Source organism: Pseudomonas sp. Y3 TE3536, from assembly GCF_053629175.1.
In genome coordinates this window covers 6,169,404-6,185,456 of the sequence record NZ_JBRJHU010000001.1, presented here as the reverse complement: position 1 = coordinate 6,185,456, position 16,053 = coordinate 6,169,404, and the positions used below count along the sequence as shown (strand labels likewise).

At 61.9% G+C, this 16,053-nt stretch carries 9 protein-coding genes; 4 read left to right on the top strand and 5 right to left on the bottom strand.

The window, feature by feature from the left end; translation table 11 throughout:
* Positions 1-157 precede the first annotated feature (157 nt).
* Together AB7M33_RS27615 and AB7M33_RS27610 are read left to right on the top strand one after the other, a co-directional pair.
* Positions 158-871 carry a response regulator gene (locus tag AB7M33_RS27615; RefSeq protein WP_454244146.1) on the top strand — a complete coding sequence of 238 codons (714 nt, stop codon included), beginning with the start codon at positions 158-160 and terminating at the stop codon, positions 869-871.
* Positions 868-2,223, top strand: coding sequence for an ATP-binding protein (locus tag AB7M33_RS27610; protein ID WP_454244145.1), 1,356 nt, complete (start codon positions 868-870; stop codon positions 2,221-2,223). Before AB7M33_RS27615 ends, AB7M33_RS27610 begins: the two co-directional genes overlap by 4 nt.
* 14 nt (positions 2,224-2,237) lie before the next feature.
* Here AB7M33_RS27610 and AB7M33_RS27605 read toward each other — a convergent pair whose 3' ends face one another.
* From AB7M33_RS27605 to dkgB, 5 genes are all read right to left on the bottom strand, one after another.
* Entirely contained in the window at positions 2,238-2,702 is a 465-nt protein-coding gene (locus AB7M33_RS27605) for a nuclear transport factor 2 family protein (protein ID WP_454244144.1), read from the bottom strand.
* 164 nt (positions 2,703-2,866) lie between these two features.
* Positions 2,867-3,598 carry a zeta toxin family protein gene (locus AB7M33_RS27600; RefSeq protein ID WP_454244143.1) on the bottom strand — a complete coding sequence of 244 codons (732 nt, stop codon included), beginning with the start codon at positions 3,596-3,598 and terminating at the stop codon, positions 2,867-2,869.
* Positions 3,585-3,863 (bottom strand): hypothetical protein, encoded by a 279-nt coding sequence (locus tag AB7M33_RS27595; RefSeq protein ID WP_454244142.1) that lies wholly within the window; start codon positions 3,861-3,863, stop codon positions 3,585-3,587. The genes AB7M33_RS27600 and AB7M33_RS27595 overlap by 14 nt, the downstream gene beginning before the upstream one ends.
* 150 nt (positions 3,864-4,013) lie before the next feature.
* Entirely contained in the window at positions 4,014-5,204 is a 1,191-nt protein-coding gene (locus AB7M33_RS27590; RefSeq protein WP_454244141.1) for an MFS transporter, read from the bottom strand.
* A gap of 149 nt (positions 5,205-5,353) precedes the next feature.
* Complete coding sequence (gene dkgB / locus AB7M33_RS27585) at positions 5,354-6,157, bottom strand: 2,5-didehydrogluconate reductase DkgB (protein WP_454244140.1); 804 nt, start codon at positions 6,155-6,157, stop codon at positions 5,354-5,356.
* Between the two features lie 288 nt (positions 6,158-6,445).
* Between dkgB and AB7M33_RS27580 the strand changes: the two genes are divergently transcribed.
* Both AB7M33_RS27580 and AB7M33_RS27575 read left to right on the top strand, forming a co-directional pair.
* Positions 6,446-11,878, top strand: a complete 5,433-nt coding sequence (locus AB7M33_RS27580; protein WP_454244139.1) for a dermonecrotic toxin domain-containing protein — start codon at positions 6,446-6,448, stop codon at positions 11,876-11,878.
* A 63-nt stretch (positions 11,879-11,941) separates the two neighbouring features.
* On the top strand, positions 11,942-15,970 hold the full coding sequence (locus tag AB7M33_RS27575) for a dermonecrotic toxin domain-containing protein (RefSeq protein ID WP_454244138.1): 4,029 nt from the start codon (positions 11,942-11,944) through the stop codon (positions 15,968-15,970).
* Positions 15,971-16,053 lie beyond the last annotated feature (83 nt).

Below are 16,053 nucleotides of genomic sequence, written 5' to 3'. Positions count from 1 at the left end.
AGACAAGAACTGGCGCCGATGGTGTGGCCGGTTGATTGCCTGGGAATGTCTGGATTATTGCCCGGCTGACACTTTGTTTCCGGGTTGAAATATATGACGGCAGCCCTGGGATGGCCGTAAAGTAAGCCTTTACTCCCTCTGTTCGCGGTGCCCCGGTGTGAGCCATTTGCTGATTGTCGACGATGATGTCGAAGTACTCGACCTGCTGCAGAAGTTTCTCCGCCAGCACGGCTACGAGGTCGATGTGGCCAGTGATGGCCAAGGCCTTTGGCAGGCGCTCGAACGGCGCGTGCCGGACTTGGTCATTTTGGATGTCATGCTGCCGGGCGACAGTGGCCTGGTGCTGTGCCAGCGCTTGCAGGCCGAGTACAAGGTAGCGGTGATCATGCTCACCGCCATGGGCGAACTGAGCGACCGTGTGGTGGGCTTGGAGCTGGGCGCGGACGACTACCTGACCAAGCCGTTCGCCGCTCGCGAGTTGCTGGCCCGGGTGCGGGCGGTGCTGCGCCGGGCAGGCGAGAGTCCGGGCAGCCCATTGCCTGCCTCGTCGCGTGCCGTACTCGAATTCTCTGGCTGGCAGCTGGACGTGCTGCGACGTGAGTTGCGCTCGCCGGAGGGGGTCATGATCCCCTTGTCCAACGGCGAATTCGAGCTGCTGCTGGTGTTCGCCGAGCACCCCAGGCGCGTGCTCAGCCGCCAGCAACTGCTGGACCTGGCGCGTGGCGAAGCGCACGAGGCCTATGACCGCAGCATCGACGTGCAGGTGAGCCGGCTGCGGCGCAAGCTTGAAAGCGACGGCGACAGCGAACCGTTGATCCGCACCTTGCGCAACGTCGGCTACCTGTTCACCGCCTGCGTGACCAAACGATGAGGCTGTTGGCCTGGGCGCGCAGGGCCCTGCCACGGCCACGCGTCACCATTGCCCGCTGGATCGCGCTCACTACCCTGGCGGCCATGCTCAGCCTGCTGCTGCTCAAGTGGCTGTTCGGTGTGCTGCTCAGCGTGTGGGCGCAGCCGCCGTTGCTGGAAAGCGGCTTGATCGAGAAGGTTGCTACCGTCGCCCGCATGGTCGACGCCGCGCCTGTGGCGCAGCGGCCGACCTTGGCCAGCGCCGCAGGTGATGTGTCGTATAGCGTGCAATGGCTACTGCAGCGTGACGAGGCCGGTTTGCCAGCCCTGGTAGATAACGAATTTCACCAAGGGGCGCCGACATTGCGCGCACTCCTGGCGCGCCCGGACGCGCAGATCGAAGTCTACGGGCCGTCCGACTTGCCCGCGCAGGCGCAACCGCGTGGCTATGCGCTTCTGATCGAACTGTCAGACAAGTCATGGCTGCTCTATCGCGCCACCGACCGCAGCTGGGGGCTGGATGAACTGCCGCGCAACCTGATCATTGTGGCGCTGATGATCGTCTCCAGCCTGGCGCTCGCGCTATTTGCCACACGCTACCTGGCCCGTCCTCTGGAGCGCTTCGCCGAAGGTGCGCGGCGCTTTGGCAAAGACTTCAACGCGCCACCGATCCCAGTGGTCGGCCCTTACGACCTGCGCCAGGCCATTTTGGCTTTCAACGCTACCCAGGCCCAGCTCAAGCATTTTCTCGACGACCGCACGCAGATGCTCGCGGCGATTTCCCATGACCTGCGTGCCCCGTTGACACGCATGCGCCTGCGCGCCGAGTTCATCGAAGAGGGCGAACTGCAGGCCAAGTTGTTCAAGGACGTGGACGAGATGCAGGCGATGGTCGACGCCGCGCTGCAGTTTTTCCGCGATGATGCACGGCTGGAGCCGGCCACGGCGTTCGACCTGGGCGAGCTGTTGTCGACCGTGGTCGACGACTTCAAGGATGCGGGGGTGGACATCGACCTCAGCGGGCCGCGCCGGTGGGTCTATGTGGGCCGCCCCATTGGTATCAAGCGGGTGATGGTCAACCTGATCGAAAATGCGGTGAAGTACGGCACCGAGCCGACGGTGCAGTTGGCGATCACTGACGAGCAGATCGTCATCCGCGTTCTTGACCGAGGCCCGGGCATCCCAGAGCACTTGCAGGCATGCGTTTTCGAGCCCTTCTACCGCATCGAAGGCTCACGCAACAAGGACACCGGCGGGGTCGGCCTGGGCTTGCCGGCGGCGCGCGCCATCGTCCTCGAACAGGGCGGTAGCGTGACCCTGAGCAACCGCCAGGGCGGTGGGCTCGAAGTCAGGGTCACGCTGCCTGTCGGCTGACCCACCGGTGGCGATCAGAGCCCCAGGTCACTGAGCCCGGGGTGATCGTCCGGGCGCCGCCCCAGGGGCCAATGGAACTTGCGATCCGCCTCGGCGATAGGTTGCTCGTTGATACTCGAATGGCGGTTCTGCATCAGGCCATCCTCGGCAAATTCCCAATTCTCATTGCCATAAGCACGGAACCACTGGCCGCTGTCATCGTGGTACTCGTAGGCGTAGCGCACGGCAATGCGGTTGCCGGTGAAGGCCCACAGCTCCTTGATCAGGCGATACTCCAGTTCATGGTTCCACTTGCGTGTCAGAAAGGCCTCCACCTCGGCCCGACCACGGGGGAACTCGACACGGTTACGCCACACGGTATCGGGCGTGTAGGCCAACGCCACTTTGGCGGCGTCGCGGCTGTTCCAGCCGTCTTCGGCAAGACGGACCTTTTCGACGGCGGTTTCGCGGGTGAAAGGGGGCAGCGGTGGGCGGGGCATCGTAGGCACTCCTCAGGTGGTTTATAGCTAGGAGCGTAGTCATCGAGGGCGGTACAGGGAATCGGCGTGCCCGGCACTTCATAATTGCGGGGGGCGGAATAATGTTGCTGATGTGCGGAGGCAGGGATTTACGGGTTAGTGGAGCTAAACGGCAATGGCCGTAATCATAGCTCCAACTGGTCTACATACGATTCGAAGAACCAGTCAGGAATATCTTCTGTGCGATATTCAAGACGAATCCCTTCGGTAATTTCGGCCAACCAGAGCGCAGCACGGTCTGAGTTGTCGAAAATGTATGCGCGGTTGCTGAAAGCAATTGCATTCGGCAACAGGTCCAATGCTTTGGCATAGCGCTTCCGCACCAGGTCGGATCTGACAGGGTGGCCTCCCTCTTGGACGCGAATTGCTACGCGATCGATGTTGATTTCAGGGTTTTCTGTCGAAACGAAGTAGAGGTAGGTGCGGTATCCACGGGCCTGGGCATGCTGCATGAATTCGACTTTGCTCGGGTGCGACATCACCGTCTCGAAACTGAAGCTCATACCTCTGTTCAGCAACTGCTGGCGAATGAAATCCGAGATGACAGAGGCGAAGTAAGAGTCGACCTCAACGTTTCTGTAGTCGATTCTAGTGCCCAGCAGCCCGATGTGCTTGGCTTGCCCTGCTAGGTGCTTCTGGTGGACTAGGTAATGCTCGAGGTGAAAAGTGATCAGTTCTGGCAGGGTGATATCGATAGCAAAGGGTGAAAGGTCGATGAAACCTGTTGTTTTCGCTTCTTTCTCCAATTCATCGGCATTCACGAAAATGCGCGTAAGGGCGGGGGGCAGCTCAGCTTTGATCGTACTTTTGCCGGAACCATTCGGGCCTGCGAATACGCGAAGCCTAGGCGCCGTCATCCGCAGACTTCTCGTTTATCTTGCGTACGATAACGACCTCGCCAACGTTGACCCGGCGCCGAGGCTTTGCTTTGCAGATGACGGTCTTCATACCGTCGGGGGCCTCGCGAACAAGATCACCATTGTCAATGCGCAGCACCCCCTGCGGGCTTAGCGTCAGTGCCCGCTGATAGGCGGAGTGTGTCGCTTCGCTGGCCAGGCGAGGGACCTGTTGCTCCAGCGCATCAAGGTCGCTTTCAGCGCTGTTTTTGACCTTTTCAAGCATGGACGAATACCTCCAGGCAACCTGTAACAGATTGCATACACTGGAGGCATGATAGCGCCGACTCGGTGGAAAGACATCAATAGGGTGCATTGGACAATCCTGCAAAACGTTCGCCACAGAGTCTCGCACAAAGCCGTTTGCATATTTTCGCTACGAGATGTAGTCCGTTTCCGGTTCGCATTTCTGTGGCGCCTTCGCGCGCCCGCCGAGCCATACCAAAAGCAGCCCCGCAGCCGCCAGCAGCCCACCTGCCATCGGTACCGCCGCGTAGCCCAGGTTCAGGCTGATCACCCCACCCCCGAGCGCAGCGCCCACGGCATTGCCAAGGTTGAACGCGCCGACGTTGATCGAAGAGGCCAGCCCTGGGGCCTCGGCGGCGGCGGTCATGACGCGCATCTGCAGTGGCGGCACCACGGCGAAAGTGAAGACACCCCACACCAGCAGCGCGAGTGCGGCGCCCAGGTGACTGCCCAGCACCAGTGGCATCAGCAGCATGAGCACCGCCAAGGCACCCAGGAAGATCCGTGCCGCGCCGTCCAGTGACCAATCGGCCAGGCGGCCGCCGAGGCTGTTGCCCAAGGTGAAGCCCACGCCGATCAGGACCAGCCCGAGGGTGACGAAGCTGTCCGAGGCACCGGTCAGCTCGGCCAGCACCGGCGCCACGTAGGTGTACAGGGTGAACATGGCGCCGGCACCCAGCACGGTGGTGGCCATGGCCAGCAGCACGCTGGGGCGGGCAATCACGGCCAGTTCCTTGCGTACATGGGGCACGCTGCCGCGTTCGCCCTTGGGCAGGGCGTACCACAGCGCGGCCATGGCCAGCAGGCCGAGTACCGCCGTGCCGGCAAACGCCATGCGCCAGCCGACCTGCTGGCCGACCCAGGTGGCGGCAGGCACGCCGCCGATGTTGGCGATGGTCAGGCCCATGAACATGGTCGCCACGGCGCTGGCCTGTTTGTCCTTGGCCACCACGCTGGCAGCAACCACGGCGCCCAGGCCGAAGAAGGCACCGTGGTTGAGGCTGGTGACCAGTCGGGAGGCCAGCAGCGTGTAGTAGTCCGGCGAAAGTGCCGACAACAGGTTGCCCAGGGTGAAGATGGCCATCAGCGACATCAGCGCGGCGCGCTTGCCGAAGCGGCTGAACAGTAAGGTCATGATCGGTGCGCCGACCATCACGCCGATGGCGTAGGCGGTGATCAGCATGCCCGCGCTGGGGATGCTTGCATCGACGCCTTGGGCGATCACGGGCAACAGGCCCATGGGGGTGAATTCGGTAGTGCCGATGCCGAAGGCGCCGATGGCCAGGGCGAACAGGACTCGTTTGGGAGAAAGCGTGCTCATCGAGCGCTCCGGATGGGATGAAGGGGGGGGGTAGGAGCAGCCTTGTGCTGCGAAGAGGCCCGTAAACACAGCGAAGATTCATGCTGTGTTCACCGGCCTCTTCGCAGCACAAGGCTGCTCCTACAGTGCAAGCTGCAGCGGCGGGGTGATCAGTCCCAGGCAGGCGCCAGGCCATCCGGGCTGACTTCACGCCCGTTGCGTTCGAGCGTGGCGATACGCACCATGTCGTCGGCGTCCAGGCGCAGGTCGCGGGCGAGCAGGTTGCTGGCCAGGTTCTCGCGTTTGGTCGACGACGGAATCACCGCATAGCCCAATTGCAGGGCCCATGCCAGGGCCACTTGCGCGACGGTGGCTTTGTGCTTGGCGGCGATCTCGGCCAGCACCGGGTCTTTCAGGACCTTGCCATAGGCCAGGGTCATGTAGGAGGTGACGGTGATGCCCTGATCCTGGAGGAACGCGGCCAGCTTGGCATTTTGCAGGTAAGGACTGAGCTCGATCTGGTTGGTGGCGATTTCGCCCTCGCCAACCACCGCGATGGCCTGCTTGGTCAGGTCGATGTTGAAGTTGGACACACCGACCTGGCGGGTCAGGCCCTGCGCCTTGGCCTCAGCCAGGGCTGCCATGTACTCGGCCAGCTCGACGCCATTGCCCGGTGCCGGCCAGTGGATCAGCAACAGGTCGACATGGTCGGTACGCAGTTTGGCCAGGCTCTCGCGCAGGCTGGGGACCAGCTTGTCGGCGGCGTAGTTGTCGACCCAGATCTTGGTGGTGATGAACAGCTCGCTGCGCGGCACGCCGCTTTCGGCGATGGCTTGGCCCACCTCGGCTTCGTTCTTGTAGATCTGTGCGGTGTCGATGACGCGGTAGCCCAGCGCCAGGGCCGACTTGACCGAATCGATGACCGCTTGGCCGGTGAGGCGGAAGGTGCCCAGGCCGAAAGAGGGAATGCTCATGATCTTGCTCCTGATGAGGCTACGTGAACCGAACGGTGCTGGCTTTGGTTGTTCAGGTGAGGGAGCAGTGTGCGGCTTCTCCAGAAGGTGATAAAGCCGTCGTCACTCCAAAGTACTTTGCGTCTGGAGCAAGAATTGGCGCTTGTGGATAAACGGACCGAGAGGTAATGACGTCGCGATGCGCGCTCTGCGCAATCGCTTTTCAATGGCAAGCAGGTATTCATCTACCACCGCCGCCTGCAGCGCAGCTGATGTGATCAAGCCCCAATTCAAGTGGAGCGCTCGATCATGCCGATGGCAACCCATAGCGACAACCTGCTGGACGAGTTGATCGCCAGCCGCCTTCCCAACTGGCTGGCCAGTGCCACACCGGAGCGTCTGAGGGCACTGAACCTGTGCCTGAGCCAGCAAATGGACGTTCAGCAGCAGCTACAGGGTCTTTACCAAGGGACTACTGGGCTCGATGACTTTGCCGCCCCCCTGTTACAACAGGCCCTGCACGATCAGCAGTTGCAGCTGGACGTGAGCAAGGCGCAGATTCAGTTGAAAGTCGTGCTCCCTGCACCCTTGGCAAAACTGCTGGGCAAGCCGCAAGTGCGGTTTTTCAAGCATTCGTTGCTTGAGGCCGCACTGCACAACTTCAGTGCGGGTGAGGCGGCCTCTCAGGACGGCGCGACATTGCTCGATGAAAACGCCAGCCCCCTTGCATTTGCGCCCGTGGCATTCGCTGAGCTTTGTCGCACGCTCGATGTGGGCAAGCAGTATCAGGACTACCTCAAGGCCCGCTATCAAGCCCCGTTAGAGGAGGGGCACCGTGTCAACCGGATAATCGAAGAGGGCCACCGGGCAGCATTGGAGGCGGCAGTGCGGCTGTCGACCTTGAAGGGTGAGATCAATGAGCGAAGCTATCAGCTGTTTCTACCGCTCATGTCATCTGTGCCCACCGAGGGCAGTGATTCAGCGGTGTTGATCCCCAAAGCCCTGCGGCTGCTCGGCAAGCAAATTCGTGGGGCTATGGCCTTTGAAGTGCGGCAAGGCGGGCAGGCAACTGCACCTCTGGAAGGCGTACTTTGCTGGATCCCAGGTGACGAGCAGGGGGCACTTACCTGGTATGGCAACTGGGACACGTTGTTCAGTAGCCTGGGTGAGCTGTTCCGGCTGCCCGGCTATGAGGCGTTTTTCCAGCGCTTCATCGGCCAGCGCGACCGAATGGCCTTCACCCAGGCGTTGAGCAAAGCAAAAGCAGCGCGTGCTGCCCACCTGCCTGCCGAACTCGACGGCCGTTATGAAGCTATCGAGCTGCCGCTGTTCGAGCATATGCGTAAGGTGCAGCTCGACACGTTGCTTGATGATGCCAGGGTCTTGGCGGTACCCACGGCAGATCAGGACAGTAATGAGCGCAACGCGCGCCTGCACTTCTACCTGGATGTAGGCTTGTCCGTGCTTGGGGTAGCGAGCCTGTTCGTGCCTTGGTTGGGCTTGCCCCTACTGGCCATTGCGGCGGTCGAGGTGGTCTCGGGGGTGTACGAGGGCTATGCCGATTGGCAACTGGGCGACCGGCAGGGAGCGCTCGAGCACCTGTTGGGCGTTGCCGAGAACATCGCTCTGGTTGGGGTAGGTGTCGGCGTCGGCGTAATTGCTGGGCGTGTGCTCAAAAGCGCCGGCCTGGTGCGCCGGTTGGTGCCCGTGCGGTTGACTGAGGGGCAGGTAAGCCTGGTACACCCCGAACTGCCGGGTTACGAAGTGCTGGACGACACGTTGGCGGTGGGTGAGCGAGGCGGCGAGGCAGGGCAGGAGCGACTTCGCACCCACACTGGCACCTACAGGGTCGCTGAGGATCCGTTGACACGACAGCTGTGCATTTTGCACCCAACGCGCCTGCAAGCCTACGCGCCGTTGCTGGAGCACAATGGTGCGGGCGGCTGGCGCCATGCGCTTGAAGTTCCGCAGCAGTGGCAGGATGGAGCGCAGATGTTCAGGCGTTTGGGTAGCACGCTGAGTGAGGTATCCGATGCCACGGCAAACGATGTGCTGCACATCACCGGCTTTGATCAAGCACGCGTACGCCGCCTGCATGCGCAGAATGCGCCAGCCCCCGCACAACTGCTCGATGCCCTGCAACGCTATCAGCTGCATCAACGTGAGCCCGGGCTGCAGGGCGCAGCATTCGAGCAACGGTTACAGGCGGAGCAGCCTTTGGCCTCCCCTGAAGCAAGTATTCTTCGGGGTGCTTTCCCCGGGCTGAGTGTGCGTGGTGCGCAGGAGATCGTCGCCAATACCGAGCCAAGCCTGGTGCAGCGCATGATCACTCAGCGGAAAGTGCCCATGGCGCTGGCTGGCACTGCCCGCTGGTACCTGCGCGATGCGCGCGTGGACCGCGCCTGCGCGGGCTTGTGGCAAGCACCGGCAATCAATGCCGATACCGAGCGGCTGGCCCTTGGGCTGATCGAAGGCTGGGCGCCTTGGCCTGAGGGCGAAAGGGTGGAGATACGCCATGCGACTCGAGAGGGTGAGTTGATCGCCTGGGCAGGGGCAAACAACGCCGATCAGGTGCGTATTATTGTCCGAGGTAACGACCAATACCTGGCTTACAGCGGCACTGGCACACAGCTGACTAACGTTATACAGGGTGAGAGCCTCTTCGAAGCGTTGCTGAAGCAGCTGGATGCAGCGCAGCGCAGTGTGCTGGGGGAGGCAGGGCAGTCCGCCACGCAGTTGAGTGATGGCTTGAGACAGCGCGTAAACGCGCGCCACGAGCAGGTGGGACAATTGATTGGGCTGACCCCCGCGTCATTGGGCTTGAGGCCACTCGCACGCGTGAGCGGCGGGCGTTTGGGCTATCCGTTAAGTGGCAGGCCGGGTATGCGGCTGCCAGAAGAACAACCTTCGTTGGGGATCGACGAGGCGCAGGTTCGGCCCCTTCTCGAAGGCCTGCGGCGCCTGTTCCCGGACCGCGAAGAGCAAACTCTGCGCCAGTACGCGCAAGCTATTGCCAGTACGCCAAGGCGGGATGTCTGGAATCATTATGCTGACTTGGCGCGGCAGGTCAGTACATTGCGCACCAGCCTGGATGCTTGGAGCCACGCGGGGGATGCGGCGCAACGCGCTGCAGGTGCGGACCGTGGTGTGCGAGTGCATTGGAGTGCGTCGCGAGCGATCATGGCGCAAGAGATTCTGCAGGCTTGGCATCCACAGTTGCCAGGTGAAACGCCAACCTTCCAACTTGATCTTGACGGCGCGCTGACCGGCGGGGTGCCACCGTTCCCGCACACCGTTGGCTGGGGCCGACTGAGCGGCTTGACGTTGCGCAACACCAGCGCAACAGAGCTGCCGCCCTTCACTGCGCAACACTTTGCCGGCCTGCGTAGTTTGAGATTGATTAATACCGCCTTGGAGGCATTGCCTCAGTGGCTGTTAAACCTTGAACACCTCACCCACGTGAGCGTGCGAGGCAACCGCTTGGCGGCACTGCCGGCTCAACTTTCGCGCATGGCGCGTTTGTCGAGCCTGGACCTGGGGCACAATCGCTTGACGGTGATCCCGCAAGTGCTTGGCCAACTGGGCGAACTGCGGACCTTGAATCTGGAAAGCAACGGTATCGTCATCGATGCACAAAACGCCGCTCGGCTCGAAAGCATGCAACAGCTGGAGGTGCTGATACTCGACGGTAACCCGCTGGCGAGCATGCCTTCTTTGGTCAGAAGCATCGAGTTGAGACGGGTTACGCTGCGCAACACTCAACTGCAGGCGTTTCCAACCGAGCTGCTTGGCCAGCATCCGGGTATGAGCCTAGCGCTCGAGGGCAACAGGATCGTTGAGCTGGATGAGGAGTCTTTGCGATTGATCGCTCGCGACAGGGCGCGTATTTGCCTCGATTACAACCCCTTGTCCCAGGCGTCTGTTCAGCGACTGGACGCCAATGATCGCTTGGAACCGATGGATCCGTTTGCACCTCAAGAGGGGGATCAGATGCTTGCAGATGACCCTCAGCGCGTGCAGGCACTTCGCGCCATCTTGATAAGGATTGGCAACCAGGTGACCAATGCCAGTGCGCGTCTGCCACAGCAGGAGGTGCTGGCTGCACATCTCAATGTGCTTGAGCAGGCCAGTACGTTGCGAGAAAGCCTGGAGCAATGGTGCGGCGACGACCCTAACCGGCTGGCCTTTGCTCGGCGTCTGCTTGCCAGCTGGCTGCCGGAGGTGCCGGGAAGCGTATCGCCCCCCCACGAGCGACATTTTGCCCTGCGCATTGACGGTGCGCAGATTGGTGCATTGCCGCAGTTCCCTGACACGATCAGCTGGGGGCGGCTGCGATGGCTGCGGCTGGTAAACATCGATTTTTCCAGCGTTGCGCCTGACTACTTCAGCCGCTTCACTAATCTGATTCAGTTGCGGATCAACAACTGCCACCTCAGCGAAATACCGGCATGGGTCTGTGACCTGCGCAGGCTGGATGATCTGTCATTGTCCAATAACCAGTTGGTGTCGCTGCCTGAAGGCTTGGAGCGATTGACTGAATTGACGACCCTGTTTCTGAATGACAACCGCCTCACCCAGGTGCCCGACGCTTTGCGCGGACTTGGCCGGCTTCAACAGTTGGGCCTGGCGAACAACCAGATTGTCGTGGATGTCGGTGGCGCCGCTCGACTGAACGCATTGTCAGCACTGAGGATGCTGGACCTGAACAATAACCCGCTCGGTAGCCTGCCGACGCTACCACAAAGCACTTCACTGGAGAGAGTGGCCGTCGCCAATTGCCAACTGAGCGAGTTCCCATTGGCGTTTATGCGTGAACACCCCAACGTGACGCTCAGGCTCGATGGTAATCGTATCAGTGAGTTGAGTGAGGAAGCAGTCCGCTTGATCCGAGCGAACCCTCAGGGCGTCAACCTCCAGCTTAATCCACTGTCTGAAGACAGCGCGCGTCGGTTGGCGGCTGTCCAGCCAGCGTTGGAACCCGCGCAACCGCCTCAGCCGGAACCACAGTTGCAAGCTCAGGCTGCCCGTGCGCCGGAACGTGTAGTGGTAAGGATGGCGAACCCGCAGGCTCAGCATCATGGCGTCGACGCCTCGCGTGATCGGTGGCTGCAAGGCCTGCCCTCGCCACTTCAGCAGCAACGGCAAGCGCAATGGGCGCGTCTCACGGCAGAGCCAGGTGTCGAAGATTGGTTGACGTTCCTGGAAGGTTTGAGTCGAACTGCAGATTTTCAACAGGATGTTGAAGCCATACAGGCGCGAGTGTGGAGCCTGATCGACGCCTGTGAATTGAACGCACGCGTTCGAGGGGCCATTTTCGATGAAGCGCAACGAGACGGCATGGCCGAGAGCTATCTCGCCCAGCTCGATCGGCTTGAGTTCGCCCGGGTTCGTGCGCTGCGCACTGAAGGCCTGCTGGGTGATGATCTTGAGCGTGCCTATGTGCAGTTGGCTCGCGAACAGTTGTCCCTTTTGCAGGAAGGCAGGCCTGAAGCACTTATCGAAGCGCTTGCAGGCAGCAGGTACTGGCAGGATTATCTCCATCAGCGCTTTACCGAACGGTTTGATGCTCGGCTACTGGATTTCACTGCGCGCGTGGATGCGTTGGATGCCCTGGCGATCAATCCAAATGAATACATGCAACGTATCGCAGTGCTGGCGGCTGAGCGAAACGCTGTTTTCCATACGTTGATTCGTGAACTCACCGTTGAAGCGTGCATGCGTCATCCTGCGCAGGAGCATTAAGTACCGCAGTGGTGAGGGAGAAGGCTGTTTATCTCTGGCTTTGACCAACCAGAGAAGCCGCCAATGCCCTCACCACAGCCTCAACCCAACGCAGTGGATACCCTGATCGCCAGCCGCTTGCCGGCCTGGCTTGCCAGCGCATCCGAGGATCACCTGGGCAAACTGCGGGTTAGTCTGCAGCGCCAGCAACGTAGCCAGCACCGCCTGGCTGAGCTGTTTTCCCGTGTCACGCCACTGGACGCTTTTGCCAAGACGCTGATTGACCAGGCACTGAGTGATCGCCAGTCGCCGGCGCTGGATGTGCGTCAGGTGAAGTTTCGCACCACCACCACCCTACCGGTTGCATCGGTGGGCCCTGGCGGGCTGGGTAAGTCGGTGAGCGAGATCGCTGAAGTGAGTTTGCTGACGGCCGCGCTGCACAATTTCAGCGAGCATGAGACACCACCCTCTGGTGCTTTTCAAACCCGCGTCATCGTCGATGCGCAAGGTGAACCGCAGTCACTGAGCCCGCAGGCCTATGTAGCGCTTTGCCGAAGTGTGGACGTGGGAGGGCGCTATCAGCGCCATCTTGAGTCAATTCTGTTAGTGCCGGGTGTAAAGGGCAAGCAGGTGGAGACCCTGCTTGAAGACAGCGCGCGTGCCAACCTGGAGGCTGACGTACGTCTGGCTGTGCTCAAGGGCGAAATTGATGAGCGCCTGTACCTGCAGTTCCTCCCTGTTCTTTCAACGGTGGCCGTGGTGGACTCCGACACTACGCGCCTGTTGCCATTCGATCTGCGTGTGCTGGGCAAGCAACTGCGCGGCGTGTTGGCTTTCGAGGCGCGGCGAGGGGGGCTGACGAGTGCGCCTCTGGAGGGTGTGGTGCTATGGGTTCCCGATGACCCCCACGGTCCGCTGCAGCGTTTTGCGACGTGGGATGAGTTGTGGCACGGCCTGGGCCGACGATGCCAGGCGAAGGGCTACCCAGCCTTCATCCAGCGGTTCATCGGCGAGCGTGACCGCTGTGCCTTCAGCCGCACACTGCGTCGTTTGCTACAGGCCAGAGCGGGCGCGCTGCCGATTCAGCTAGATGGTCGCAGCCAAGCGATTGACCGGCCGTTGTTCCCGCATCTGCGAAAAGTCCGCCTCGATACGCTGCTGGACGATGCGCGTGTACTGGCCACGCCAACTGCCGAGGCGGACCAGGCTGAGCGCGAACGACGCATGGGCGACTATGCCAGCGCAGGGTTCGATCTCTTGGGATTGGCCAGCCTGTTTGTCCCTGTTCTTGGCCTGCCGCTGCTGGGCATTGCCGCCCTGCAGATCGCGGACGAAGTCTATGAAGGGTATGCCGATTGGCAGCTAGGTGACCGTGAGGGGGCGATGAACCACTTGTGGGGCGTTGCCGAAAACCTGATTGCCGGCGTTGCCGTGGCATCGATTGGGCTCGTGGCGGGACGACTGATCGAGCGTTCGGCGTACGTTGATGCGCTGGTGCCGGTGTTGAAGGCACACGACGAGGTTCGCCTGATCGATGCCGAACTACCCGGCTACGCGGTGCCGCAGTTGGGGTTGGCCGTTGGCGAGCGTACCCGCGTGGCCGGGCAGACACGGCTGCGCACCCACCTGGCAACCTACCAGATAGCCGAGGATGCGCAAGGCGCGGGCTTGCGTATTCAGCACCCCAGCAGACCGAGCGCCTACTCGCCCTGGCTCGACAGCAACGGCGAGGGCGGTTGGAGCCATCAGTTGGAAACCCCCCAGCACTGGCAAGGGGCGACGCAGTTGATGCAGCGCTTGAACAGCGCATGGGCGGCGCTTGACCCCCTGACGGCCGAGCGTGTCATGCACACGACCGGCTTTGATGAGGCGCGCCTGCGGCGCCTGCACCTTGAGCATGCGCCAGCACCGGCGCGGCTGCATGATGCCTTGCAGCGCTATCAGTTGCATGCGCAGTACCCTGAATTGCACGGCGATGCGTTTGAGCTGCACCTGAATGGGCTGCAACGCCCGCTGGAGGCGGCAGAGCAGCTGTTGAAGCGTGACTTCCCCGGACTTACCCCGCGCGCTGCGCGGGAGATCGCCCAGCGTGCCGGCCCTGAAGAGGTCGAGCGCATGATCGGCACCCAGCGCGTGCCGCTTGCCTTGGCCAGCGAAGCGCGCTGGCTGTTGCGTGACAGCCGCCTGGACCGTGCCTGCGCAGGCTTCTATCAAGCGGCGGCGGTGAACGCCGACACCGAGCGGTTAGCATTGGGCGTGCTCGCCGAGGCGGCGCCATGGGCACAAACCGTCCGGGTCGAGCTGCGCAACGACAGCCTGAGCGGGGACCTGCTCGCCCACGTCGGGGCAGAAGGGGCCGCTGACGTGCGTTACGTCATCAGGCGTGGCCAGGGTTACCAGGCGTTGCCTGCAACCAGCGAAAATGACAGCCTGTTCCAGGCACTGTGGTGGCACCTCGATGAGGCGCAAAAGCAGGCGTTGGGTGAGGGTGGCCAGACCGGCGAGAGGCTTGGGCATGCCTTGGCGGTGTGGGCCGGTGAGCAACGCGAGCGCGCAGCAACATTGCTTGGCATGGCGCCAAAAGAGGGGGTCGCTCGTCCGCCTGTGCGCTTCGGCGATGGTCGCCTGGGCTACCCACTGAGTGGTGGCGATGCTCTGCGCCCACCGCGCGGTCAGGTGCTCACCACGGCAGACATGCGCGCTCGCCAGTCCATTCGGGCCGGGCTGCACCAGTTGTTCCCGCACCGCCCAGCACAGGATGTGATGTGGCTGGCGCTGCAACTGGCGCAAAGGCCAGGGCGCACGGTTTGGGCCGCTTTCAGTGAATTGGCCAGGCAGGTTGAACGGCTCGACGTGAGCTTGCGCGCTTGGCGGGGGCAGGCCACGGCCGTAAATTACCATCGACGTCAGCGCGTTGGGCAAATGATTCGCGAGGCCTGGGAGCCCGATTTCTATGGCCCTGGCGGGGTCGATGAGTTGATTGTACGCAACGAGCCTGTGGGCAACCTGCCTGTACTCCCGGCAGATCTTCACTTTGGGCATTTGCATCGCCTGAGCTTGAGCAATGTCGGGATGAGCGCGCTGGAGGGAGATTTCCTCGGCCGCTTCCCTCAATTGCGAAGCTTGCAGTTGAGTGGCAACAGGCTGATGGCGCTGCCCGGGCTAGGCAACCTGCGTCGCTTGGTCAGCCTGGATGTGCAGCACAACCGGTTGACTGCCATCGAGGGGGTGCAGCACCTGTCGTCATTGACCCAACTGATCGCGAATGATAACGCGCTCACGGAGGTGCCCGGGTTGGCCACCCTGACCCGGCTCACGCGCATTGACCTACGGGGCAACCAGCTGGCCGCGCTTGACGGTGTACAGGGCCTGACACTGCTGACCCAACTGGACCTCAGTGACAACCTGCTGTCAGCGCTTCCGGAGCAGATTCACCGGTTGATCCGGCTGCAGTACCTGAACCTGAGCAACAACCAGTTCACGTCGCTGCCAGGGGGTATTGAGCGCATGGTCGGCCTGACCCAGTTGAATCTTTCAGGTAATCGCCTTGGCGAGCTACCGGGCACACTGAGCGGGCTGACCAGGCTGTTGCAACTGCACCTGGCCGAGAACAGGTTGCGCAGCGTACCTGCGGTGATTGGCAATATGCCCAGCTTGAGAATCCTCAATTTACGCGGCAACCAGCTTGAGGCGATACCCGAGGGTTTGGAGCGGCTGCGGCAGTTGACCGAGCTGTACCTGGCGGACAACCAGATCGTCATCGACGTGGCAGGCGGCCGACGGCTGGAAGCGTTCAGCGAGCTGCGAACGTTCAGTTTGAAGGGCAACCCCATAGGCATGATCCCGCCACTGCGCAACCTCGACCACTTGCGCCATCTGTCGCTTCGCGCGACCGGCCTGAGTGAGATCCCACTGGTGTTTCTGGAACGTCATACACAGGTGTACGTGGACCTTGCCGACAACCTGATCGTCGAGCTGAGCGAGCGAGTATTGGCGTGGATTCGGCAACACCCTAACCGGCTCAACTTGAACAACAATCCCCTCGATGAGCAGGGCCTGGCGCGTTGGCGGGCTGTGTGGGCGCAGTTTGATACGCTCAGCCAACGCGGCTGACGCCGCTGCGGGCGGGGTGCTTTGCATAGTTACCGCAAACGCCTCGCCCTGCACTGGTGCAATCGCAGCTCCGGCCCAAGGAG